Annotated in this window: 19 protein-coding genes and 2 pseudogenes; 17 read left to right on the forward strand and 4 right to left on the reverse strand. The window is 55.6% G+C overall.

The genetic code is table 11. The features are described 5' to 3' along the window. Positions 1 to 68: 68 nt before the first annotated feature. The 8 genes from A15D_RS14430 to A15D_RS17395 are packed head-to-tail and all read left to right on the forward strand — an operon-like array spanning position 69 to position 8,479. Entirely contained in the window at positions 69 to 1,577 is a 1,509-nt protein-coding gene (locus A15D_RS14430) for a thymidine phosphorylase family protein (protein ID WP_051230004.1), read from the forward strand. Continuing rightward, on the forward strand, positions 1,574 to 2,500 hold the full coding sequence (locus tag A15D_RS14435) for a ribose-phosphate diphosphokinase (protein ID WP_052041365.1): 927 nt from the start codon (positions 1,574 to 1,576) through the stop codon (positions 2,498 to 2,500). The genes A15D_RS14430 and A15D_RS14435 overlap by 4 nt, the downstream gene beginning before the upstream one ends. Further along, entirely contained in the window at positions 2,497 to 3,852 is a 1,356-nt protein-coding gene (locus tag A15D_RS14440; protein WP_035230287.1) for an MBL fold metallo-hydrolase, read from the forward strand. The genes A15D_RS14435 and A15D_RS14440 overlap by 4 nt, the downstream gene beginning before the upstream one ends. A gap of 32 nt (positions 3,853 to 3,884) precedes the next feature. Further along, positions 3,885 to 4,343, forward strand: coding sequence for a hypothetical protein (locus A15D_RS14445; protein WP_035230286.1), 459 nt, complete (start codon positions 3,885 to 3,887; stop codon positions 4,341 to 4,343). Between the two features lie 47 nt (positions 4,344 to 4,390). Then, the gene (locus A15D_RS14450) at positions 4,391 to 4,654 is read left to right on the forward strand and encodes a DUF5676 family membrane protein (protein ID WP_052041364.1); all 264 of its coding nucleotides are present in this window, start codon (positions 4,391 to 4,393) and stop codon (positions 4,652 to 4,654) included. Between the two features lie 11 nt (positions 4,655 to 4,665). After that, positions 4,666 to 5,835 carry a hypothetical protein gene (locus A15D_RS14455; protein ID WP_102792502.1) on the forward strand — a complete coding sequence of 390 codons (1,170 nt, stop codon included), beginning with the start codon at positions 4,666 to 4,668 and terminating at the stop codon, positions 5,833 to 5,835. A gap of 9 nt (positions 5,836 to 5,844) precedes the next feature. Beyond that, positions 5,845 to 8,211, forward strand: coding sequence for a xylulose 5-phosphate 3-epimerase (locus A15D_RS14460; protein WP_062817561.1), 2,367 nt, complete (start codon positions 5,845 to 5,847; stop codon positions 8,209 to 8,211). Position 8,212: 1 nt separating this feature from the next. Next, the gene (locus tag A15D_RS17395) at positions 8,213 to 8,479 is read left to right on the forward strand and encodes a ubiquinol-cytochrome c reductase iron-sulfur subunit N-terminal domain-containing protein (protein ID WP_062817562.1); all 267 of its coding nucleotides are present in this window, start codon (positions 8,213 to 8,215) and stop codon (positions 8,477 to 8,479) included. 45 nt (positions 8,480 to 8,524) lie between these two features. On the opposite strand, the gene A15D_RS17400 is transcribed toward A15D_RS17395, so the two are convergent. The 3 genes from A15D_RS17400 to A15D_RS14475 are packed head-to-tail and all read right to left on the reverse strand — an operon-like array spanning position 8,525 to position 11,104. Then, positions 8,525 to 9,016: a hypothetical protein gene (locus tag A15D_RS17400; RefSeq protein WP_062817563.1), complete on the reverse strand. Its 492-nt coding sequence runs from the start codon at positions 9,014 to 9,016 to the stop codon at positions 8,525 to 8,527. A 2-nt stretch (positions 9,017 to 9,018) separates the two neighbouring features. Continuing rightward, a complete protein-coding gene (locus A15D_RS14470) occupies positions 9,019 to 10,425 on the reverse strand; it encodes a heavy metal sensor histidine kinase (RefSeq protein ID WP_102792503.1) in 1,407 nt (468 codons plus the stop codon). Next, positions 10,412 to 11,104, reverse strand: coding sequence for a heavy metal response regulator transcription factor (locus A15D_RS14475; protein ID WP_102792504.1), 693 nt, complete (start codon positions 11,102 to 11,104; stop codon positions 10,412 to 10,414). Before A15D_RS14475 ends, A15D_RS14470 begins: the two co-directional genes overlap by 14 nt. A 293-nt stretch (positions 11,105 to 11,397) precedes the next feature. Here A15D_RS14475 and A15D_RS14480 point away from each other — a divergent pair, with 293 nt between their 5' ends. From A15D_RS14480 to A15D_RS14520, 9 genes and pseudogenes are all read left to right on the forward strand, one after another. Beyond that, positions 11,398 to 13,224 carry a copper resistance system multicopper oxidase gene (locus tag A15D_RS14480; RefSeq protein WP_102792505.1) on the forward strand — a complete coding sequence of 609 codons (1,827 nt, stop codon included), beginning with the start codon at positions 11,398 to 11,400 and terminating at the stop codon, positions 13,222 to 13,224. 98 nt (positions 13,225 to 13,322) lie between these two features. Beyond that, positions 13,323 to 14,168 (forward strand): copper resistance protein B, encoded by an 846-nt coding sequence (locus A15D_RS14485; RefSeq protein ID WP_233192254.1) that lies wholly within the window; start codon positions 13,323 to 13,325, stop codon positions 14,166 to 14,168. A gap of 41 nt (positions 14,169 to 14,209) precedes the next feature. After that, positions 14,210 to 14,527 (forward strand): hypothetical protein, encoded by a 318-nt coding sequence (locus A15D_RS14490; protein ID WP_062817566.1) that lies wholly within the window; start codon positions 14,210 to 14,212, stop codon positions 14,525 to 14,527. A 26-nt stretch (positions 14,528 to 14,553) separates the two neighbouring features. Beyond that, a complete protein-coding gene (locus A15D_RS14495) occupies positions 14,554 to 15,138 on the forward strand; it encodes a cytochrome c (RefSeq protein ID WP_062383556.1) in 585 nt (194 codons plus the stop codon). Between the two features lie 85 nt (positions 15,139 to 15,223). After that, positions 15,224 to 15,928 (forward strand): annotated as a pseudogene (locus A15D_RS14500) (YHS domain-containing protein); the annotation flags it as partial. Positions 15,929 to 16,458: 530 nt separating this feature from the next. Next, on the forward strand, positions 16,459 to 17,001 hold the full coding sequence (locus A15D_RS14505) for a DUF411 domain-containing protein (RefSeq protein ID WP_062817569.1): 543 nt from the start codon (positions 16,459 to 16,461) through the stop codon (positions 16,999 to 17,001). Next, entirely contained in the window at positions 16,998 to 18,326 is a 1,329-nt protein-coding gene (locus tag A15D_RS14510) for a TolC family protein (RefSeq protein WP_199175943.1), read from the forward strand. Before A15D_RS14505 ends, A15D_RS14510 begins: the two co-directional genes overlap by 4 nt. An 11-nt stretch (positions 18,327 to 18,337) precedes the next feature. Beyond that, positions 18,338 to 19,963, forward strand: coding sequence for an efflux RND transporter periplasmic adaptor subunit (locus A15D_RS14515; RefSeq protein ID WP_102792506.1), 1,626 nt, complete (start codon positions 18,338 to 18,340; stop codon positions 19,961 to 19,963). Further along, the gene (locus A15D_RS14520) at positions 19,956 to 23,078 is read left to right on the forward strand and encodes an efflux RND transporter permease subunit (RefSeq protein ID WP_102792507.1); all 3,123 of its coding nucleotides are present in this window, start codon (positions 19,956 to 19,958) and stop codon (positions 23,076 to 23,078) included. The genes A15D_RS14515 and A15D_RS14520 overlap by 8 nt, the downstream gene beginning before the upstream one ends. A 159-nt stretch (positions 23,079 to 23,237) precedes the next feature. On the opposite strand, the pseudogene A15D_RS14525 reads toward A15D_RS14520, so the two are convergent. Then, positions 23,238 to 24,392 (reverse strand): annotated as a pseudogene (locus tag A15D_RS14525) (IS3 family transposase). Between the last annotated feature and the right edge of the window lie 191 nt (positions 24,393 to 24,583).

A 24,583-nucleotide genomic window follows, 5' to 3' on the forward strand; every position in this document is an offset into this window, starting at 1 on the left:
TGGTGGAGAAAGCCTGCTGGCCACTGAAAGAAAGGCAATGGCTAAATTTTGTTGTTCAAGAAATGCTAATGGATCAAATTAACACACTTAAGGTGATCGACATGGGCATCGACACCCACCAGGAACCGGTGGTGTATATGCGCAGTGATTGTCACATCTGCCGCTCTGAAGGTTTCACTGCCAACAGCCGTGTCATGCTGCGGTACGGGGAAAACAGCGTTATCGCCACGCTGAATGTGGTGGACGAACAGGTACTGAGTTCCGGGAGTGCAGGGTTGTCTAAAAGTGCCATGCAGCGCTTGGACGTCGATGATGGCGCCGCGGTTAGTGTCGACCACGCACCGGTAGTGACATCACTTGCCGCCGTGCGCAAAAAAATCTTTGGACACAAACTCAGTGATCAAGAGATTACCGCTATTGTCGAGGACATCGGCGACCACCGCTATTCGGATATCGAAATCGCCAGCTTCCTCAGTGTGTGCGCGGGTAGCCGTTTAGACGTAGATGAAATCATCAGTCTCACCCAGGCCATGGTGGCCTGTGGTAAGCGGCTGAACTGGCCAGACGAAGCCATGGTTCTTGATAAACACTGCATCGGTGGGCTGCCGGGCAACCGCACCACACCGCTCGTGGTGTCCATTGTCAGCGCTGCGGGACTCACCATCCCTAAAACCTCCTCGCGGGCGATCACCTCTCCCGCCGGTACTGCGGATACTATGGAGGCACTGACTACCGTCAATCTGGAGCTCAATGAGATTCAACGTGTAGTGGCTGAGACCCATGCCTGTCTTGTTTGGGGTGGCGCTGTCAACCTGAGTCCGGCCGACGATTTGTTGATTCGCATTGAACGGGCCCTGGATTTGGATGGTGAAGGGCAGTTGATCGCCTCGGTTTTATCAAAAAAAATCGCTGCCGGTTCCACTCATGCGGTGATAGATATTCCCGTCGGCCCCACCGCTAAAGTGCGTTCCCAGAACGACGCCGATCGCCTTTCCTCACTCTTTACCCAGGTGGGAGCCGCCTGTGGTATTCAAATTCGCTGCCTTATTACGGATGGTAGTCAGCCGGTTGGGCGTGGTATCGGCCCGGTAGAAGAAGCGCGGGATGTGCTGGCAGTATTGCAGCGCGAGCACAGTGCACCACAGGATCTTCGGGAGCGTGCCTTGTTTCTGGCTGCACATCTGTTTTCACTTGCTTATCAAGAGCGTTATGAACAAGGGCTGGAAAGAGCGATCGCGATTTTGGATGAAGGTAAAGCCTGGCAGCAGTTCCAGCGCATTTTGGCCGCGCAGGGTGGGATGAAAGCCCTGCCTGACGCCAGCTACCAACATACCGAAGCGGCCACAGCAGCGGGCACACTTACCGCTATCGACAATCGTCAACTCGCGCGTCTGGCGAAGCTGGCAGGCGCTCCGGCGACAGCGGCTGCGGGGTTGCGTCTACATGCTCGAGTCGGCGACAAGGTCACCGTCGGACAACCTTTATTTACGCTCTGTTCCGATACGATCGGAGAGCAACAGTATGCGATGGCGTTTTATCGCCAATCGACAATTTTTACGGTCGAGAAGGAACGATGAGCGAGGCGATGGCTGTGAAAGATAAATCTCCAGTGGTGTTTTCCCTGAACAATCATCCGTTGGCTGAGTCACTCAGTAACGCGATTGGTGGTCAACCTGGCGAGTTTAACGCTCGGCAGTTTCCTGATGGGGAGTCCTATCTGCGTATTCAATCTGATGTAGAAAATCGCGCCTGTATTGTGGTGGCTGATCTGTCACACCCAAACATCAAATATCTGCCGTTGTTGTTTTTATTGGAAACACTGCGGGAGCTGGGAGCGTCGCAAGTGGGGTTAGTGGCGCCTTACCTCAGTTATATGCGTCAGGATCGCCGTTTTGTCGATGGGGAAGCGGTTACTTCACGTATTTTTGCCAAGTGCCTTTCTCAACATGCTGATTGGCTGGTTACGGTCGATCCACATTTGCATCGCTATCATTCTCTGGATGAAATCTATTCCATACCCAGTCGTGTTGTGCAAGGGGCTCCGGCATTGGCGCACTGGCTCAAAACGCAAAGCAACCTACTGTTGGTAGGGCCCGACAGCGAAAGCGAGCAATGGGTTGATGAGATTGCTGCCTTTAGTCAACATCCTTTTGTGATTGGAGAAAAGCAGCGCTTCGGGGATCGCCAAGTCGAAGTGATGCTGCCCGACATCAACGAATTCAGGGATAGAACGGCAGTGATTATCGACGACGTTATTTCCAGCGGGCAAACAATCCTGGAATGCGTTAAAACACTTCGGTCCAAAGGTATCGACAACATTCAGTGCGTGGCGGTGCACGGCATATTTGCCGATCACTCCGATAAAACCTTACTGGCCTCAGGCCTGAGCCAACTGGTCACATCCAATACCATCCCCCATCCTTCCAACGCTATTGATATTACGTCGCAACTGATTGCGCCCGTTATAAGCATGCTTAAATTGCCAGGAAAATCATTATGAAAATTACCTTTGTCGGCGGCACCGAGACCGTTACCGGCTCAAAATTTCTGCTGGAAACTGAAACGACAACCGTATTAGTCGATTGCGGTTTGTTCCAGGGCTACAAGTGGCTGCGGGAACGCAACTGGCAAACCTTGCCCCTGGACATCGACAAACTGGATGCGGTGCTGCTCACTCACGCACATCTGGATCACTCCGGTTATATCCCGGTGCTATACAAGCGCGGCTTTCGCGGCCCGGTGTTTACCCATCACGCCACTAAGGCCCTGTGTCAGATTTTATTAGCCGACAGCGGCCATATCCAGGAGGAAGACGCTAAGTATTACAGCAAACATAAATTGGGCAAGCACGCGCACCCTGAGCCGCTTTACGACCGTCAAACGGCGGAAGCCAGCATGAGGCTATTTCAGTCTGTGGAGTTTGATGAACAGATCGAGGTCGGGGATATCCGTTTTTATTTACAGCCTGCCGGTCATATTCTCGGCGCCGCCAGCATTATCGTTGAAGCGGAAGGGAAACGAATCGGCTTTTCTGGTGATGTCGGTCGCTTCGATGATGTGCTGATGACCCCCCCTCGACCATTGCCGGAGCTGGATCTGCTGTTGATGGAGTCCACCTACGGCAACCGCCGGCACGACACCCAAGATCCGTTTCAGCAGTTGGCGGAAATTGTTAACCGTGTCGCCAAAAGCGGCGGCGTGCTGCTAGTCCCGGCCTTTGCGGTAGGGCGGGCGCAGGCCTTGCAACATCTGTTGGCGACCCTGATGGATCAGGGCGATATCCCCAAAATGCCCATCTATCTCGACAGCCCCATGGCGATCAAAGTATCGGATATTTTCTGCCAGTTCAGTGATCAGCACCGGTTGAGTCACGAGCAATGCTACCGCCTATGCGATGGCGTGACCTATACCCGCACGGTGGACGAATCGAAGGCGATTGCCGGACAGGCTTTCCCCCATATTGTTATCGCTGGCAGCGGCATGGCTACCGGGGGTCGTATTCTCCACCACTTCAAACGCCTGTTAGGCAGTTCTAAAACCACGGTACTGTTTACCGGTTATCAGGCGGGCGGCACTCGCGGCGCCAAAATGCTGGAGGGTGTTGATGCGGTGAAAATCCACGGAGGCTGGGTACCGTTGAGAGCCACTGTCAAAGTCATCTCCGGTTTGTCGGGGCACGCAGACTACCTCGAACTGACCCAGTGGTTACAGCAGTCAGCGCTGACCGATACTACTCGAATTCAACTGATTCACGGTGACCCGGAAGCCCTTGAAGGCCTTCGGGTGCACTTGCAGGAGCACACCACGTTTGCGGTGAATGTGGCGGGTTATCGCGATATTTTGCGCCTGTAATCGAAGAGATAATCCACAGCGGAGAAAAAGTTATGCAAATTGAAACCTTAAAAGATGTGCTGCACTGGACCCGGGAATTTCACCAACACCTCAGCCAGTGTTTATCCCACTGTGCGGACAAGAATATGGATGAACGGGCCCGGATGATCCTTGCGTATCTGTCCGATCATGAGAAGGCACTGACCAAGGTAGTCAGCGGGTTTGAAACCTCAGGCGACGAGCATGCACTGAATACCTGGTGTTACGAATATGTGGCAAAGCACCCCATCGTTCGGCATGCGCATTGCGACGCGCCCTTTGCCGAGCTGGATGCCACGCAAATCATGGAGGTGATAGTCGATCAACACCAGCAGGTGATTGAACTGTATCGCTATCTCGCCTCCAGGGCGGATATCCCCTCTGCCAAAGAGTTGATGGAATCACTCCGGTCGCTGGAAGAGCACGAAATGATGCGTATGGCGCAGTCTGCCAACCGGTTCGGGGATTTGTAGAGACACTAATTTCTCACAGATACACCACCATAAACGGAGGAATAATCATGACACTTAATGCGTTCAAATTCGGGATGGCCAGCGCGATTACCGCGGCGATACTGTGGCTGGCTTGCAGTCTGCTGGTGATGTTAATGCCTTCCATGATGTTGTCCATGTCCGGAGAAATGGTGCATATGCAACTGAATGAGATGGGTTGGCACTTGACTCTCACTGGTGTCGTTATCGGGCTGGTGGCCTGGTTCGTGGTAGCGGGTATCGCCGGGTGGTTGCTGGCGGCCATTTATAACCGCTTGCAGTCATCCGACTGATTATCCAGCTGATGAGCAGTTTGCCGCGCTATGACAAACCGGTTCTGCTGGTGTTGAATCCGGGTAGTTCATCCATCAAGTGGAGCACGCATAACGTCTCGGCGCTTGAATATGCGGGTGCAACGGTGCCTGTTGCTATTGGGCAAGCAGGTGTCGGCCAATCAGCTGCGCAGACTTATCCTGGCGCGCCCCCTTGGCTGACCGATGTGCTGACAAATCATGATGTTCGCGCGGTGATTATCAGAGTCGTACACGGGGGCTCTGAATATCTTAAACCTCTCCCCATCAACGACGATAACTTTCGGCAACTGCAAACCCTGATACCACTGGCGCCACTGCACAATAAGGCGGCCATTGAACTGATTGAGCAGCTTCGGAATACCCGATTTTCCATTCCCGTTTTTGCGGTTTTCGATAGTGAGTTTTTCAGCGACCTGCCGGTGCTGTCACAGATTTATGGACTATCCGTCGCACTCACTGAGAAATATCGATTACGCCGTTACGGGTTTCACGGTTTTGCTCATGAGTCCATGGTCAAACACTGGGAGGCAGTGAAGCCCAAGGCCGAACACTACACCCTGGTGACTGCGCAACTGGGAAGCGGCTGTTCCATGGCCGCCATCCGCGACGGCAAACCAGTCGATACCACCATGGGCTTTACGCCCAATGAGGGGTTGTTGATGCGCACGCGCAGCGGAGATATCGATCCCGGTTTGCTGACCTGGTTGCAGTGGCAGGAGGGTTGGACGCCCGAGGATACCGACAGGGTTCTCAATTGCGAATCCGGCTGGCGGGGTCTGTCCGGCGGAATCGATAACATGGCGGATTTGTTTGCGAGTGAACAGCAGGAACACCAACTGGCGTTTGATTTTTTCCGTTATCGATTCCAGAAAACACTGGGCGCGTATTTCGCCATTCTGGGCGGGCTGGACGGTGTCGTTCTTAGCGGCGGTATTGCGGAAAACAACATCGATATTTGCCGTCGTTTGTTGTCCGGTCTTTCCCACTTAGGCATCGCGTTAAAAGATCCCCTGGCTCGCTCCCCTTTACCACTACTTTTATCGTCACCGGCATCGCCGGTGCAGTGTTGGGTAGTGGTCTCCGATGAGGCAGCGGCCATGTTGCGATCCGTACAACACCACTTGTCTTTTGAGAATGAATTTCAGTCGTTGGCTGATTGAGGAATTTCTATGTATGCCATAGATCAACAAAACGATCATCGGACACAACAGCGGGCAAAGTTATATCGCGATACATATCCTGCCTTTGCGCGCTGGTCGGAAGGTTATGGCGTGATCCAACACCGGGATGAAACACAGGTGAGAGTGTTCGATCTTTGCCAGCAACTGCTGTGTACAGGACGGTTTAGACAGATCGATGAAGTGTTGGAGATACTATCTGCCGCTGACCGCCTGGCGACTGCGGCCATGTGGTTGGTGGTGCATATGACCTACACCAACAAAGTGAATTTCAACGGCAGCGCACTCGATGCAGACGACTTTAAATCCAACCCACAGGGGCATACCGGCGGTTCCCTGAATATGGTGCCTGCCTATGCGGGCTATATGGTTGCCAATCGCCTGGCCGGTATCACCCGCAGCTGGTTGATGGGACAGGGGCACTGTGTGGCCGCCATCGATGCGGTCAATGTGCTGTTGCAAAATCTTTATCCGGAACAGGCCGAACGCTATCCGTTGAGTGAGCAGGGTTTGACGCAGTTGGCGCGGGATTTTTACAGCTATGCCATGGCGGATGATGGTCGTCCTGGTGTTCCATTGGGTAGTCACGTAAACCCGCAGACCGCTGGCGGATTGATTGAAGGCGGCTATCTGGGTTTTGCCGAACTGCAATATGTGCATATGCCGCTGCCCGGGGAACGGCTAGTGGCGTTTTTAAGTGACGGTGCTTTTGAAGAACAGCGCGGTAGCGACTGGGCCAGTCGCTGGTGGCGCGCCGAGGATTGCGGGCTGGTGACACCGGTGATGATTGCCAATGGCAGGCGAATTGACCAGCGCTCCACCATGTACCAGCAAGGCGGTTTGTCCTGGTTCTACGAGCACCTGGAACAGAATGATTTTCACCCCATCGCCATCGACGGGCGTGATCCGGCGGCGTTTATCTGGGGAATTTTTGAATCCGAAGCGCGGCTCGAAGCCTGCAGTGCGCACATCCGTGAAGGCCATATGCACTATCCGGTGAAACTGCCATATCTGATTGCTGAAACGGAAAAAGGCTACGGATTCTACGGCGCCGGTACCAATGCTGCTCATGGCACACCGCTACCGGGTAACCCCAGTAGCGATGAACGCTCCCGCAACCTATTTAACGAACACGCGGCCAAATTATTTCTTCCACGAAGTGAGTTGGAACTGGCTATCTCACAAATTGCGCAGCATGAGGCGGATAATCGAGTGCCGGAAAAACACCATGCCCTGTGTATGCGCAACGTCAGGCTTCAATCTCCCACAGAGCCACAATGGCATACCGAGGGTGACCCGACATCCCCGATGGCAGCGGTGGACACACGCTTTTGTGAATGGCACCTCGCTAATCCCGATAGGCGGGTGCGGATCGGCAACCCGGATGAGCTGCGCAGTAATCGCATGGGCAAGACGCTTGATCTGCTTAAGCACCGGGTGCTGAAGCCGGAACAGGGTGTGGCCGAATCCATTCACGGCTCGGTGATTACCGCACTCAATGAAGAGGCGGTCGTAAATGCGGCGCTGGGAAACAAAGGCGGTCTGAACCTGGTGGTGAGCTATGAAGCCTTCGCCATGAAAATGATCGGTGCGCTGCGCCAGGAAATCATTTTTGCGCGCCATCAAAAAGCGCTGGGGCGCCCGCCGGGCTGGCTGTCGGTGCCGGTGATTGCCACTTCGCACTTATGGGAGAACGGCAAGAATGAACAATCCCATCAGGATTCCGCCTTTGGCGAGGTGTTGCTGGGGGAAATGAGCGATATGACGAGAGTTGTGTATCCCGCCGATGCCAATAGTGCGGTCGCCTGCCTCGATGCCTGTTACCAGACCCAGGGTCAAATCTGGGGGATGACGATTCCCAAAAATGACGTTGTTACAGCATTCACACCCAAGCAGGCAGCCCAGTTGGCAGAACAGGGCGCATTGACTTTGGATAAGACTGACGGTGCACCGGTACAACTTGTCGCGGTAGGTGCCTATCAATTAGGCGTTTGTCAGGAAGTAAAACGCACTTTATCTAAACAAGGTATTCAATGCCACATAACGTACCTGTTAGAACCGGGTCGCTTCCGGCAGCCGCGAGATCCCTATGAGAAGACTTATGTCTGCGATGTGGCTACCCGCATAAACCTGTTTCCCGATGACATTCGTTTGCGCATTTTTGTATCGCACCTGCGACCGGAAATATTGCTCGGTGTCTGCCGCCCTTTGGATCTTGGCGTTGATCGATGTATCGCTTTTGGTTACCGCAATCAAGGCGGTACCTTGGATACGCCAGGTTTATTACGGGCGAATCAGTCTGATGCGCAGTCCATTGCCACAGTGGTTATGCAGAAAATAGGCAGAGGAGAGGCATGAAATGACTGAAGTGAATGAACCTCGGCGCCGGTTTCTGATAGGAGCCACCTCCTTTGTTGCAGGTGCGGGTGTGGTCGGAGTCGCCACGCCCTTTGTTCAATCCTGGAATCCCAGTGCCAAGGCCAAATCTGTCGGAGCTCCGGTACAGGTGGATATCAGCAAAATTGACCCAGGTGCCATGATTACCGTGGCGTGGCAGGGAAAACCTGTGTGGGTCGTTCGGCGCACTGCCGAAAATTTAAAAAAACCTGGCTCTGGAAGAGCATAGCGGCGAATTAAGAGATCCCGATTCCGACGTTAATCAACAACCGGATTACGCCAGGAATGCCGTTCGCAGTATCCGGGACGATATCTTTGTGGCGGTGGGTATTTGTACCCATTTGGGGTGTGTCCCCAACACGCAGGCATTCCGAAAATCCTCAAGCGCAGCTTGCAGATCGTCTGCGCTGCTTAACTGGATGAGTTGCCGCGTGCCGTCAATCTCAATAATGGAAATGTTTTGTGCCATCGTCTGGGGGAGCAGGGTTTTACAGGCATTGTGGGTCGGATCGGCATAGAGGCACAACACCCTGGCAGTTTGTAACTGATGGATTGTACCCGCAGGGATCAATAGACTCGCCCCGGTATAACTCGCATGGCCAACGCGCACCTCAACCGGGTTGCCCAGACCCACAACAATCTGATGCGCCCAATGTTTGTGGGGCTTGTTATCGCCAGCTTCACCCCGAAAGGCGATGAGCCCCGGCACCATGGCCACCTCACCTCGCCACGATTGGGCCTGGCGTGTTTTGCTGGACACGCTCATGCTCAGGCGCTTCGCTCTTCCGGGACGGGCAGAAACAGGGTGAAGCTGGTGGCGTGCCGGTCGGAGCTTGCCTCGACACGACCACCATGGGCCTCAACAATGGAACGAACGATGGCCAATCCGAGTCCGGCACCCTCACTCTGGCGCGATCTGGAAGGATCGGCGCGGTAAAAGCGATCAAACACGCTTGGCAGGTGCTGTGCAGGAATTTCGGAGTCGGGGTTGATCACACTCAGCGATACTGAGTCATTCTCCGCTTTACTCAATCGAACCTTTATCCATTTGCCCGCTGGGGTGTGCCGAATGGCGTTCGACAGCAGGTTGGAGATGGCCCTGCGTAGCATGGCGCGATCACCCATTACCCCCGGTGCCTGACCCTCCAAAGACAGGGTGATATGTTTTTCCTCCGCCAGCGCCCCGAAGAAGTCGAACAGCTCCCTGACCTCGGTGGCCAGATCCAGCGTTACCTGCACCGGTTTGAGCAGGCCGTGGTCGCTCTTGGCCAGCCAGAGCATGTCGTTAACCATCTTGGCCAGGCGTTCTTGCTCTTCCAGATTGGAGTACAGGAGCTCACGATATTCGTCCAGTGTTCTGGCCCTGCCCAACGCCACTTGAGTCTGGGTGATGAGATTGGTCAGCGGGGTTCGTAGTTCGTGGGCAATATCCGCCGAGAAATGCGACAGCCGCGTGAAGCTGTCTTCCAGTCGCTCAATCATCTGATTAAAGGCGGAGGCCAGGTCCCGTAGCTCCAGGGGCATGCTGCGAAAATCAAGTCGCATATTCAATCGGTCGGCCTGAATACTGCGCATCTCGTCCGAGAGACCGCGTAAAGGCGCGTGTCCCTGGTGTACCCCAAACCACGCCGCTAGCAAAGTCACACCGCCAGTAAGCAACATGATAATCCAGAGACTGCGGCGAAACCCTTGCAGAAAATGCAGGTGGAAGTCCATGCCGATCGCCGTGGCAATGCGATATTCCCGGCTGTCGCTTACAAACCGTGTGACGACACCCCGATAGGCATTTCCGTCAAAGTGCCAAGTAGCCAGGTTATCGGCATGGATCCGCTTAACGGGGGAAAAAGCTACTATAGCCTGCGCGAAGTCAGCCCCCGGTGTAGCGAACACCAACTGGCCACGGCCATTCCACACCTGAAAATAAACACCGTGGTGTCCCGACACCGCCTGCGACAACGCCACCGGTAACCGGAGCGGATCATCCACCCTTTGCAGGGTCTGCGCTACCGCCTGGTTGATCACGACCAACTCGTCCGCGTCCTGCTCGGCGAAATGGCGCTCGACGGCACCGAGCACCAGATTGCCGATCAATACCAGGCTGATGCCGATGGCCAACGCGACAAAGACCATGACCCTGGCGGTTAGCGAAAGCGGACGCCGCTCAGTCGCCATCATCTTCAGCTTCCACATCGAGCTTGTAACCCATGCCACGCACCGTGTGGATCAGCCTGGGCTCGAAGTCGTCGTCGATTTTGGCGCGCAATCGACGGATGGCCACGTCGATCACGTTGGTGTCGGAATCAAAATTCATGTCCCAGACCTGCGAGGCGATCAGCGAACGCGGCAACACCTCACCCTGACGGCGCACCAGCAGTTCCAGCAGGCAGAATTCCTTGTGGCTGAGATTGATTTTTCGGCCGGCGCGCGTGACCCGGTGCCCAGGCAGATCTAGGACAAGATCGGCCACCCTGAGCTGATCCGACAGGGGTGATGCCGAGCCTCGGCGCAACAGGGTGCGCACCCGTGCCAGCAACTCGGCAAAGGCGAAGGGTTTTACCAGATAATCATCGGCGCCCAGCTCCAATCCCTTGACACGGTCATCCACGCTGTCACGAGCACTAAGAAACAACACCGGCGTCTGACGTCCCGCTTCACGCAGCGACTGCACAATGCGCCAGCCATCCACGTCGGGCAGCATGACATCCAGCACGATCAAGTCGAAGGACTCGGTCATCGCCAGATGGTGGCCATCGAGACCATTGCGCACCAGACTAACCTGAAATCCAGCTTCAGCCAGTCCTTGGCGCAAATAGTCGCCTGTTTTGATTTCGTCCTCGACCACGAGTAGTCGCATCTATGTCTCGCCCTCCACATTTTGTTTCAACCTAACGGGTTATTCCCCACAGCAAGATTACACACAGATTACATTAATGTAATTTTTGGGTCATCTGGCTGACAGGGGGGGCCAGTTAACTTGATTACACTAGGCATTACTTATGTTGATGCAGTCGGCATTCCGGTCGCTATTGCCGGCCTGTCAGATCGGGCGTGACTCGAAAACGACAGTATCATCAACAAGCACTTCGCCACGGTTGATGTGATCGAGGGCAAGGTTATGAAAAACGATATCGCTGAATTGGAGCATTGATGAAAACGTTTAGTGCGACACGCCGTCACTTCGTACAGGGGCTGGTGGCTGGCGGTGTGCTGGCAAGCTTTCCAGCCCTGCTGCACGCAGGGGGCCGTCTGGAGAACCAGACACACACCGGTACCGCGCCCGTGCTGAGCGGCCAATCGATTGATCTGGTCGTCGCCGAAACACCGGTCAACTTTACCGGCGTGATCCGTATGGCGACCACCATCAACGGCTCCATTCCGGCCCCGACACTGAGGTTGCGTGAGGGAGATGAGGTCACCATCCGGGTAACCAACCGGCTCAAGGTTCCTACCTCCATCCACTGGCACGGGATCATCCTGCCCTTTCAGATGGACGGCGTGCCCGGCATCAGCTTCCGGGGCATAGCACCGGGCGAGACCTTCGTCTACCGCTTCAAACTGCAACAGAGCGGCACCTACTGGTATCACTCCCACAGCGGTTTTCAGGAAATGACCGGCATGTATGGCGCCCTCATCGTCGAGCCGCGCGAGGGCCGCGGTAGCCGTGAGGGAGATAGGATCCGCGCCGATCGCGACTACGTGGTGCAGCTCTCCGACTGGACCGACGAGGATCCGATGTCGGTGTTTGCCAAACTAAAGGTTCAGAGTGACGTCTACAACTTCAACCAGCCCACGGTTGGCGATTTCTTTCGCGACGTTTCCACACAGGGGTTTTCCGGTGCCCTGGACAAACGCCAGATGTGGAACCAGATGCGGATGAGTCCCACCGATCTGGCCGACCTTTCCGCCGCTACCTTGACCTATCTGATGAACGGCCGAACGCCAGCGGGCAACTGGACGGGTTTGTTCACACCCGGTGAGCGCGTGCGCTTGCGTTTTATCAATGCAGCCAGTAACAGTTTTTACGACGTTCGCATTCCTGGCCTGACGATGGCCGTAGTGCAGGCCGATGGGCAGAATATTGAGCCTGTCGAGGTCGATGAATTCCGATTTGGGCCGGGCGAGACCTACGACGTGCTGGTGGAACCGAAGGATGAGGCCCACACAATTTTTGCCCAAAGCATGGAGCGGACCGGTTTTGCGCGCGGCACCCTGGCGGTAGGTGACGGTTTGAGCGCGCCGGTGCCGGCGTTGGATCCTGTCGAGTGGTTGACCATGGCTGACATGATGGGCCAGATGGATCACGGCAAAATGGATCGCGGAGCCATGGGACACGACGCGGCGCAGAACAAGGATCACGCCGGGATGGAGCATGGCTCAATGCACCACGGCAGCATGGCCATGGATCACAGTCAGCATGGTATGCCGCAGAATTCATTGGCCAAGCCGTCGCAAACAGTGAACCACGCTCGCACGGAATACGGCCCATCGGTAGACATGCGGGTCGATATGCCGCGCACCAACCTGGATGATCCGGGTATTGGCCTCCGCAACAATGGCCGGCGGGTGCTTACCTTGGCTGATCTTCGGTCACAAGAGGGCGTGCTGAATGACAGCCGCTCCGCCGTCAGAGAAATCGAATTGCACTTGACTGGCAATATGGAGCGCTACAGTTGGTCCTTCGACGGGCTGGAATTCGGCAAGAGCACGCCGGTGGCCATGAAACACGGCGAGCGTGTTCGCGTTATCTTGCAAAATGACACCATGATGACCCACCCCATGCACCTGCATGGCATGTGGAGCGACCTGGAGGATGATCAAGGTCGGTTGCGTGTACGTCGGCATACCATCCCGGTACAACCCGCACAACGCATCAGCTTTCTGACCACCCCGCATGATCTGGGGCGCTGGGCGTGGCACTGTCATCTGTTATTCCATATGGATGCGGGGATGTTCCGCGAGGTGGTGGTGTCATGAGTGTGAAGGATTTCGCCAGATATTGTTTGCATGCAGGCGTTATTGCAGGGCTGTTGTTTTCGGCTTCCGTCTTGGCGCAACAGGAGGATCCACATGCAATGCACGCAAATGATGCCAATTCGCCGTCCCATGAGCCTCCTGATGACAGCTCGGATACTCGCGCCACGGGTCACGCCGCCATGGCGCAGGGCGACATGCAAATGCAGGGCGGAGACGCCCCCAAGGATGCCCGCGATCCTCACGCATATTCCGATGGCTACACGCTGACGGAAGGCCCCTATGCGCTGCCGGGTCCACGGCAACTGAAACTGGCCGATGAGCATCGATTCTGGTCGCTGCTGGGCGATCGCCTCGAATACGACGCCGATAATGACGTCACGACCTTTGACCTGCAGGGCTGGTATGGCACCACCTATGACCGCTTGGTGATCAAGCTCGAAGGCGATGCCGTGGACGGGCGCCTGGCGGAAAGTCAGACTGATCTGCTCTGGGGCCACGCACTCAATGCCTATTTCGACACCCAGCTGGGCGTTCGTCTTGATCAATACGATGAAGGCACGGGCCGCGAGTGGCTCGCGTTCGGTATTCAGGGCCTTGCCCCCTACTGGTTTGAACTGGATCTGACCGCCTACCTGGGCGAGGGCGGACGTACAGCTCTGTCGTTGGAAGCGGAATACGAATTGCTACTCACCCAGCGCCTGATTTTACAGCCTCGGGCTGAACTGACCGCCTATGGCAAAGACGATGCGGTTAACGGACTGGGTAGCGGTTTGTCCGATGTCGCCCTGGGACTGCGATTGCGCTACGAGTTTTCACGCCAGTTCGCCCCTTATGTCGGTATCGAGTGGAACGGCACCTTTGGCGCCACCGCCGATCAGGCGCGGGCCAACGGCGATGCCACCAAGGATACCCGGTACGTCGCCGGGATCCGGTTCTGGTTTTAATCAAACGACTTATGTTTTTAACACAACCTAGGAGTCACATTATGAAACGCCAATCACTCAGCTATTTCGTCGCCCTGCCGGCATTATTGCTTGCCCTGTCAGCCCAAGCCCACGATCCCAAGGAGCACATGAAGGAGGCGCAGGCGCCGGACTGTGCGGCCATGAAAGACATGGATCATTCCAAAATGGACATGAAAGATCCGGTCATGCAGGCCATGATGAAAAAATGCATGAAGGCCATGCACAAGGATGAAGAAGGATCGCATGAAGCTCATGGGGACAAAGGCCATACCGATCACGGTAACCATGACGAAAAATCCGATGAAAAAAAGCCGGCCAAACACCAGCACAAAAAATAACGGGTAGCCATTCCTGAGGAGATAACATGACGTCCTTTAAGTTTTTATCCTGCTTTAAATGCCTCGCCGTTGCGGCAGGCGTGGCGGCGGTGACCGGTGTGGGGTTCCTCTATTCGGGTCTCTATCCGATGGGAGCCGATGACCATCACAACGACTTGACTTATTGGGCGCTGGAAACCCTGCGCGAGCGATCCATCGCCCGCGCATCAAACGACATCGAGGTGCCGACCGACCTGAATTCGTCCGAGCGCTTGCTGGCAGGCGGCGCCGACTACAACGACATGTGCACCGGCTGCCATCTCAAACCGGGCAAGACCGAAAGTGATTTTACCCTGGGGCTGTATCCCGCGCCGCCCAATCTAACACTGACGGGTGATAGGCATGGGCATGAGCATGCCGGTGACACTGATAATGATGACGAGGCCATTAAGCGACAATTCTGGATTATTAAACATGGCATCAAGGCTTCCGGGATGCCGGCCTGGGGGCCGGGTCATGACGATCAGCGCATCTGGAACATGGTGGCGTTCCTGCAGCGCCTACCCGAGTTGTCGCCGCAGCAATACCAGATCCTGACCGCGCGCGGCGCGGATGACGCCGGGCACCATTAAGGCTGGCTTCAGGAGGATACCCATGTCGCATGCCCGTGACGACCACCGACCCCGTCAGCGCGGCGAGTCCAACAGCACTGAATTGACCGACCCCGTGTGCGGGATGTCGGTCATGAAGACATCCTTCCACAAGGCCGAGTTTCAGGGCAGGCTGTACTCCTTTTGCAGCGCGCATTGCCGAAGCCAATTTATGAATAATCCACAACGCTATCTGACAAGATCCGAACGCGCCGAGGGCGATGCCAACACCGAGTACAGTTGTCCTATGCATCCGGAAGTGAGGCAACTGGGCCCGGGCACCTGCCCGAAATGCGGCATGGCGCTGGAACCGGTGATGCCCAGTAGCGAGGCCAGGGACAACCCGGAACTCGCGGATTTCAGGCGTCGTTTCTGGTACACCTTACCACTGACTATCATGGTGACTCTGATCGCTATGTCGGGTGGGGCATTTGACAGTCTGCTGGGGACGGCACGCCCCTGGATGGAGCTGGCGCTGGCCACTCCGGTGGTGCTCTGGTCCGGCTGGCCTTTCTTTGTCCGCTGGATCCAGTCCCTCAAGCAACGTTCGCCCAATATGTGGACCCTGATCGGTACTGGCACCGGCGCAGCTTATCTGTACAGCGTTATCGCAACCGTCGCGCCCGGCATTTTCCCGACTTCGTTCCGTCTCGATGGCGACGTTGCGGTATATTTTGAGGCGGCTGCGGTGATCATTTCACTGACCTTGCTCGGTCAGGTGCTAGAACTGAAGGCCCGCTCGGAGACCGGTGCCGCCATCCGCGGCGTGATGGATTGGTGAGAGGCTTTTTTGTGCGACCTGGTGCATGGGTAATATGGCTGCTGCTGGTGACGCTCCTTGCGAGGAGCGCGTTTGCGGCTTCGTCAGACTTCTGCACCATGCCTGCCAATCAACCGGCACCGGTCGGCCTATTCCAGGGTGAGCATGCGCATCTGAACTACGCTCAGTTGGAGCATGATGCCATGCAGCATGACGCCGGTGAAGTCCAGGATCGACACGGCTGCTGTGCCGGTGATAAGGGCGACGCTGACTGTATGATGAGCGGTTGCCTGTCAATGATGCCGCCCGTTGCTCACTTCGCTTCCCCCATTCATGCAGGTTCCATCGCAATTGTTTTTCATGTGCCCGCCTTCCCGCGACCGCCCAATTTTCCTCTATTGAGACCTCCGATCGCCTGATTGATAGGTAAAAACCGTTTTCTCGAACTGTGATACAAGGCGCTTCGCCTGCACGACTGAAGTCTGCTCGTTACCTTGTCATCCATTACTTAATGTTCTATTCAATTGTCTTCGGAGGCAACTATGTATCGATTTAAATTAACGGGCTTGGTGTTGGGGCTGTTGACGCTGCCCTTGATCGCGGCCTGTAATGATGGGCCTAAAAACCCAAAAAAATCTGACCCATCCGCTGGTGCAGTTGAAACGCTTACCGTCTACAAAAGCCCTACCTGTGGCTGCTGTAAAAAATGGATAGGTCACCTTGAAGACGAGGGCTTTGAGGCCAGTGTCGAACACCCGGCTAATCTGGACGCCATCAAGGATCGCTATCGAATCGCAAACAACCTGCGTTCCTGCCACACAGCGGTGTCGTCACAAGGCTATGCCTTTGAGGGGCATATCCCGGCCCGCTATATTCATCAGTTTCTGGCTAATCCGCCAGCCGACGGGATTGGGCTGACAGTGCCCGCCATGCCCGTTGGCAGTCCGGGTATGGAGGTGGGTGACAAGTTCATGCCATACCGGGTTCTGCTGATGAAAAAAGACGGCAGCACTGAAGTGTTTGCCAGTGTCGAGAGCGCGGCTCAACAGGTTCAGCCACTCCAACAACCGGAAGCGCAGCCATGAAAATATTCGTCACCATGCTTTTTATCCTGCCGCTCGGTATAGGCAGTGTCATAGCCTTTGCGCAATCCCTTCCCGAGACCCTGACGCTGGACGAGGCGATAACCCTCGCCATAGATACCGATCCCTGGCTCACCGGTAGCCAGTACACTCAGCAGGCCCTTACCGACGAAGCGACCGCCGTGGCGACCTTGCCGGATCCCCGCATGAGCCTGATGGCTGGCAATTTTCCCGTGGACACTTTCGACCTCAACCAGGAAGCCATGACCCAGTTGTCGGTGGGGATCAGTCAGATGTTTCCCCGGGGTGACAGTCTGTCGCTCGCCCAGCAGCAGAAGCAGCAGCTAGCCGAGCAGCACCCTCTGCTAAGACTGGATCGCCGGGCCAAAGTAAGCGTCACGGTCAGCCAGTTGTGGTTGGAAGCCTTCAAGGCGCAGGAGAGTATCCGGCTGATCGAACAGGATCGCGCACTGTTTGAGCAGTTGGTGGATGCCGCCAAAGCGGGTTACTCCTCGGCGCTGGGCAGGGCACGTCAGCAGGACGTAATTCGCGCGCAGTTGGAGCTGATTCGTCTTGAAGACAGACTGACGATGCTCAGGCAGCAACAGCAAGCCGCACAAAAGCGTCTGACCGAATGGATCGGTGCGCCTGCCACTGTCCCTCTGGCTCCGGTACTACCGACACAGTCTCTTTCCAGGCCACTGTCGGTACCGACCATTAAGCAGGCCAGCGAGCATACGCGCTACGAATGGATCCGCCATCATCCCGCGCTACGGGCACTGGACCAGCGTATCGACGCAACGCAAACCGGTGTGGATCTGGCAAAACAGAAATACAAGCCCGAATGGGGCCTGACCGCCCAATACGGCTATCGCGACAGCGATCCCATGGGGCGCGACCGGGCCGATCTGTTCTCCGTTGGCGTCACCTTCGATCTGCCCCTTTTCACCGGTAACCGGCAGGACAAGGAAGTCAGCGCCGCCGTAAATCGAACCGAGGCCATCAAAACCGAAAAGTACTTGCTTGGTCGTCGGCTAATGGCGGAACTGGAAACCGCGAGCGTACAACTGGCACGTCTCGATGAACGCCAGGCGTTATACACCGATCAGCTGTTGCCGCAAATGGCCGAGCAGGCAGAGGCTTCACTTTCGGCCTACAACAACGACGACGGCGACTTCGCCGAAGCCGTGCGTGCCCGCATTGCCGAATTGAATACCAAGATCGACGCGCTCGCCATTGCCGTGGATCGGCAGAAGACCATCGCCCAAATCAATTACCTGCTCGCCGAGGCGTCGTTCGACGATGCACGGCCGGCGAAACCGTTTTAAAGGGGTTCAACATGAATACATTCACCAAAACCTTGCTGGGCACGGCCGTCGGCGCGCTGCTCGGCGCATCCGGCGTCTGGCTACTCGGCAACCCCGATGAGGGGGATATGACAGCAACCGGCGGTGAACGCAAGCCACTTTACTGGGTGGCGCCCATGGATCCCAACTACAAGCGCGACAAGCCTGGCAAATCGCCCATGGGCATGGATCTGATCCCTGTGTACGAGAAATCCGCCGGAGAGGATGAAGCCGGCACCGTCAAGATATCGCCCGAGGTCGTCAACAATCTCGGCGTGCGCACCGCCACGGTTGGGTCCGGGTCTCTGAATCTGGATGTCAAAACCGTCGGTTACGTGCAATACGATGAGAACCGGCTGGTGCATATCAGCCCGCGCGTGGAAGGCTGGATCGAGAAGCTCCATGTCAAGGCCGCCGGGGATCCGGTCAGACAGGGCGACCCCCTGTACGCCCTCTATTCACCCACCCTGGTCAACGCCCAGGAGGAATTGTTGTTGGCGTTGAAACGCGACAATCCGGTGTTGATCGGCGCTGCCGTGGAACGGTTATTGGCATTGCAGGTGCCGCGGGCAGATATCGACCGGCTGCGTAAAACCCGCAAGGTCAGCCAGACCATCACCGTTGCCGCGCCGCAGTCCGGGGTACTGGACAATCTCGCGGTGCGTGAGGGCATGTTCGTCAAGCCTGGCTTGAGTCTGATGAGCATCGGCCAACTGGAGCATATCTGGGTGATCGGTGAGGTGTTCGAACGACAGGCAAGCCTGGTCAAGACCGGCGACCAGGTGCGGATGCGGCTCGATTACCTGCCCGGTCGGGATTGGTTGGGCCAGGTGGACTATGTCTATCCGTCTTTGAATGCCAAGACACGTACCGCGCAAATCCGGGTGCATTTCGACAACCCGGACGACTTCCTCAAGCCGGGCATGTTCGCGCAGATGGTCATTGAGACCCAGGCGGGGGCTGAAGCACTGTTAATCCCGCGAGAAGCGCTGATCCGTACCGGCAGCCAAGCGCGCGTGGTGTTGGCGCTGGGTGATGGCAAATTCAAATCGGTGGCCGTTGAGGTCGGGCGTGTGGGCGAACGGCAGGTGGAAATTCAGTCGGGACTCAAAGAAGGGGAACGCATTGTGACCTCTGCTCAGTTCCTGATCGACTCGGAATCCAGCAAGACGTCGGACTTCAAGCGCATGGCCAAGCGCGATCAGCAAGGCGAATCAATGGATGTAAAGGCAGACGCTGATTCCCGCTCAGTCTGGGTGGCCGCACGTATCGACAGCCTGATGCCGGATCACCGCATGGTGACCCTGGAGCACGAGGCCATCCCGGACTGGCAATGGCCCACCATGACCATGGATTTCACCGTCGCTGAGGCTGTGGACATGGATGCGCTCAAACAGGGAATGCGCCTGCATGTGCAGATCACCAATAACAACAGTGGTGGATACCAGATTACCCAAGTGCATATTCCCAATGAGCAAGGCAATGATGCCATGCCTGCAGGAATGGATCACGGTCAGCACGAGGGTATGGATCACGGTGATATGTCGATGCCGGAGCACAGCGAACACCAGGGCATGAACCACGACGCTCACGATCAAAAGGAGCACAATCATGATTGAATCGATAATCCGTTGGTCCGTCGGTAACCGTTTCTTCGTGCTGCTGGCTACTTTGATGCTGGTGGGGATGGGTCTCTATTCGCTGAAAAACACCCCGGTGGACGCCATTCCCGATCTGTCCGATGTACAGGTCATTATTAAGACCAGTTTTCCTGGGCAGGCACCGCAGGTGGTGGAGGACCAGGTCACGTATCCACTGACTACTGCCATGTTGTCGGTACCCGGTGCGGTTACCGTGCGCGGTTATTCCTTTTTTGGCGATTCCTTTGTGTATGTCATTTTCGACGAGGATACCGATGCCTACTGGGCACGTTCCCGGGTGCTGGAGTACCTGTCTCAGGTCGCGCCCACATTACCGCCCAGCGCCCGGCCGCAACTGGGACCGGACGCCACCGGTGTCGGCTGGGTCTACCTCTATGCCTTGGTGGATCGCAGCGGTCAGCATGACATCAGTCAGCTGCGCAGCCTGCAGGACTGGTTCCTGAAATACGAGCTGCAAACCGTGCCGGGTGTTTCCGAAGTCTCGGCGCTCGGTGGCATGGTCAAGCAGTATCAAGTGAAGGTAAACCCGGAGAAACTGCGCGCCTTCGGTATTCCCCTGTCTCTTATCCAGATGGCTATCCAGCGCGGCAACCAGGAAGTGGGCGCCTCGGTGGTGGAAATGGCCGAAGCCGAGTACATGGTGCGCGCCAGCGGCTACATCCAGGGTATCGATGATCTGGCCAACATTCCGTTAGGGTTGGATGTTAACGGTACGCCGCTGTTGCTCAAGGATGTGGCGGATATCGAGTTGGGGCCGCAAATGCGCCGTGGCATCGCCGAGTTGAACGGCGAAGGTGAAGTGGTGGGCGGTATTGTGGTGATGCGTTTCGGTGAGAACGCCCAGAAAACCATTGATGGGGTCAAGGCCAAGCTGGAAAAACTCAAGGCGGGTTTGCCCGATGGCGTGGAGATCGTAACCGTTTATGATCGTTCAGGGCTGATATCTCGCGCCATTGACAGTTTGTGGAAAAGTCTGGCCGAAGAACTCGCCATTGTGGCGTTGATCTGTGTCATTTTCCTGTTTCATGTCAGGTCCTCACTGGTGGCGGTCTTCAGTCTGCCGCTAGGTATACTCACGGCTTTTACCGTGATGTATTGGCAAGGTCTCAATGCCAATATCATGTCATTAGGCGGTATAGCGATTGCGATAGGCGCCATGATTGATGGCGCGATTGTCATGATCGAAAACATGCATAAGCATATGGAACGTACGCCCTTGACGCCAGAGAACCGTTGGAAAATCGTGGCGGCGTCAGCCAGTGAAGTCGGTCCGGCGCTGTTTTTCAGTTTGCTTATTATCACTGTGAGCTTTGTACCAGTATTCACCCTGGAAGCCCAGGAGGGCCGGATGTTCAGCCCGTTGGCCTTTACCAAAACCTATGCCATGGCAGCCAGTGCGGCGCTTGCTATCACAGTGGTGCCGGTTTTGATGGGATATTTCATCAGAGGCAAGGTGGTAGCGGAAAACAAGAATCCCGTTAATCGATTACTGATTGCCGGGTACATGCCCCTGCTGAAAACCGTATTGCGTTTTCCGAAAATCACACTTGCCATTGCGGTTGTGATTTTCCTCGTTGGGATCTGGCCGGTTAACAAGATTGGTAGTGAATTCATCCCCGATCTGGATGAAGGTGATCTGATGTATATGCCCACCACTTATCCGGGGCTATCTATTGGTAAGGCCAGGGAATTGCTTCAACAGACCGACAAGCTGATCGCGACAGTGCCTGAGGTAAAAACCGTGTTTGGCAAAATCGGCCGTGCCGAGACAGCCACGGATCCCGCTCCGCTGACCATGATCGAGACCTTTATTCAGCTCAAGCCCAAAGAGGAATGGCGCGAGGGCATGACCACGGAGAAGCTCAAGAAGGAGCTGGATGCGCTAGTGAAATTCCCCGGTCTAACCAACGCTTGGGTGATGCCGATCAAGACTCGCATCGACATGCTGGCCACCGGTATCAAGACGCCGGTAGGCATCAAGGTGGCGGGCGAGGATCTGCGAGAAATTCAGAAGATTGGGCAGCGACTAGAGCAGATCCTCAAGGATGTACCCGGCACAGCCTCGGTGTATTCCGAAAGGGTGGCCGGTGGGCGTTACATCAAGGTGGATATTCAGCGTGCACAGGCGGCGCGCTATGGCCTCAATATTGCTGATGTGCAGCAGGTAATAGCCACGGCCATTGGGGGAATGAATGTGGCGCAGACCATTGAGGGGCTGGAGCGTTATCCGATCAATCTGCGCTACCCGCAGGACTATCGAGACTCGCCAGAACAGCTGGCGCTGCTGCCCATCGTTACGCCCAGCGGCCAACGCATTGCGCTCGCCGATGTGGCCAATGTCTATGTGGAGGACGGCCCGCCAGCGATCAAGAGCGAGAACGCCAGGCTGAATGGCTGGACCTTTGTAGATATCGATGGGGTGGACGTGGGCAGCTATGTACAAGCGGCCATGGCAACGGTCGAGCAGCAATTGGATTTACCGGCCGGTTACTCGGTGGCCTGGTCCGGTCAGTACGAATACATGCTGCGCGCCAAAGAGAAACTGACCTATGTGGTTCCTTTGACGCTTGCCATCATTATCATTCTGTTATACATGAATTTTCGTAACTTCACTGAAATAGCCATTATTCTGGGAACACTACCACTGGCGGTAATTGGTTCAATCTGGCTGATGTACCTGCTTGGCTATAATTTTTCTGTCGCGGTTGCGGTTGGTTTTATTGCACTGGCGGGGGTTACGGTGGAAATAGGTATCATCATGTTAACTTATCTTAACCAAGCATATCACCAATTGATAGATACCTGTCGTGAGCGTGGAGTGCAACCATTAAAAGAAGATTTGCTCGAAGCTGTGACACAGGGCGCGGGACTTCGTGTAAGACCCGTAATGATGACTACGGTCTCCACTATCGCTGGATTGTTGCCCATTATGTTCAGTTCCGGAACAGGTGCGGAAGTTGTTAGCCGGATTGCGGCGCCTATGGTGGGCGGAATGGTGAGTGCTGTGATTTTAACGTTGTTGGTATTACCCGTCGTGTATTACCTATGGCGCACCCGCTCGCTGAAAGCATAATATTGCCAAACTAAATGGGGCAGACTTGTCTGCCCCTGCCGGAGCTCTGTGGTATAAACCAATAAAGCACCAAATGCACAAATAGGTTAATGCTATTTGGTTGATCTGAATCAATCAAAACACCTAAACATTACAGTCATGTCATGTTGGAGCCGGGTTCTACCCCGTTTCCACGGACGGTTTTAAGAAGGCGGTAAACTTGTGATCTTGAGCTGCGACCTTACGTCGCCTTCTTGGGTTGTGGAACCGCTCGATGTAATTAAATACGTCAGCCCTTGCCTCATTCAGGGTTCGATAATCACGGTGATTTGTCCGTTCCCGCTTCATCATGCCGAAGAACCCTTCACAGGCTGCATTATCGGCACAGTGGCCGACCGCACTCATGCTGCATACCAATCCTTGCTGTTTCAAATAACGCTGGTAATCACCACTCGTAAACTGGCTACCTCGATCCGAGTGGAGAATGATCTTCCCATCTCCCTCTCGTTGCCACACCGCCATCTCAACTGCCCGAAGCACCATGTACCGATCCTGGCGATGATGCATCGACCAGCCCGCAATGATGTTGCTGTACAGATCCATCACTACACACAGGAATAGCTTGCCTTCCTTGGTCTTGATCTCAGTGATGTCGGTCACCCACTTGGTGTCTGGCTCCAGTGCAGAGAAGTCTCGTTTCAGATGGTTCTTCACTCCATCCGGACGAACTGAAGGGGCCTTGCGACCCCGGCCTCTGCGGCGAGGCCAGCCCTGCAAGCCAGATTTCGCCATTAGACGCGCCACACGATTGAGGCTGGCTGTTTCTCCTTCCTCCACCAGGTCATCATGCATGCGAGGGGCGCCGATGGCGCCACCGCTGTCAGCATGTATCTCGTGGATTCGTTTGAGAAGCCGCTCATTATCCTGTGCCCGGCTCGAAGGCGCCCGGCCAGACCAAGAGTAGTAGCCGCTCGGAGAGACCTTCAAGCAGCGACACATTAGCAGAACAGGGAAGTCTTGGCGGCAACGCTCAATCGCCTGATATCTCAGGACGACTCCTTTGCGAAGAACGTTGCCGCTTCGCGCAAAAAATCCCTTTCCTTCTTCACTCGTGCCAGCTCCCGTTTCAGCCGGGCCAACTCCGCGTCACGAGGGGAGCCTGAACCCTGGAAGCTTGGGGTGGAGGCATCATCCGCCTCTCTGCGCCAACGAGAGAGAAGATTGGGATTGATGCCCAGTTCAAGGGCCACTTGGCGGCAGCTCACGTCGGGGGGGGCGAGTCTGCTCTACCGCTTCACGCTTGAACTCGGGGCTGTACTTCTTTCGCTTGCTCATAAACACTCCTTGGGCACAGTGTGCCTCTTTTTAGAAGTGTCCGCAGTAACGGGGTAGAACCCCCTCTTAAACGCACCAATATAGATTCAAAATAATTTTAGATACATATCACCTCCATGAAGCCAGGAAGGAATGGCCTTCCTGGTCCCACTTCATGGAGGCTTCATGATCATTCAATGTCCGTCCTGCCG

Origin of the sequence: Alcanivorax sp. MD8A (genome assembly GCF_002888555.1) — a bacterium.
Classification (GTDB): Bacteria; Pseudomonadota; Gammaproteobacteria; order Pseudomonadales; family Alcanivoracaceae; genus Alcanivorax.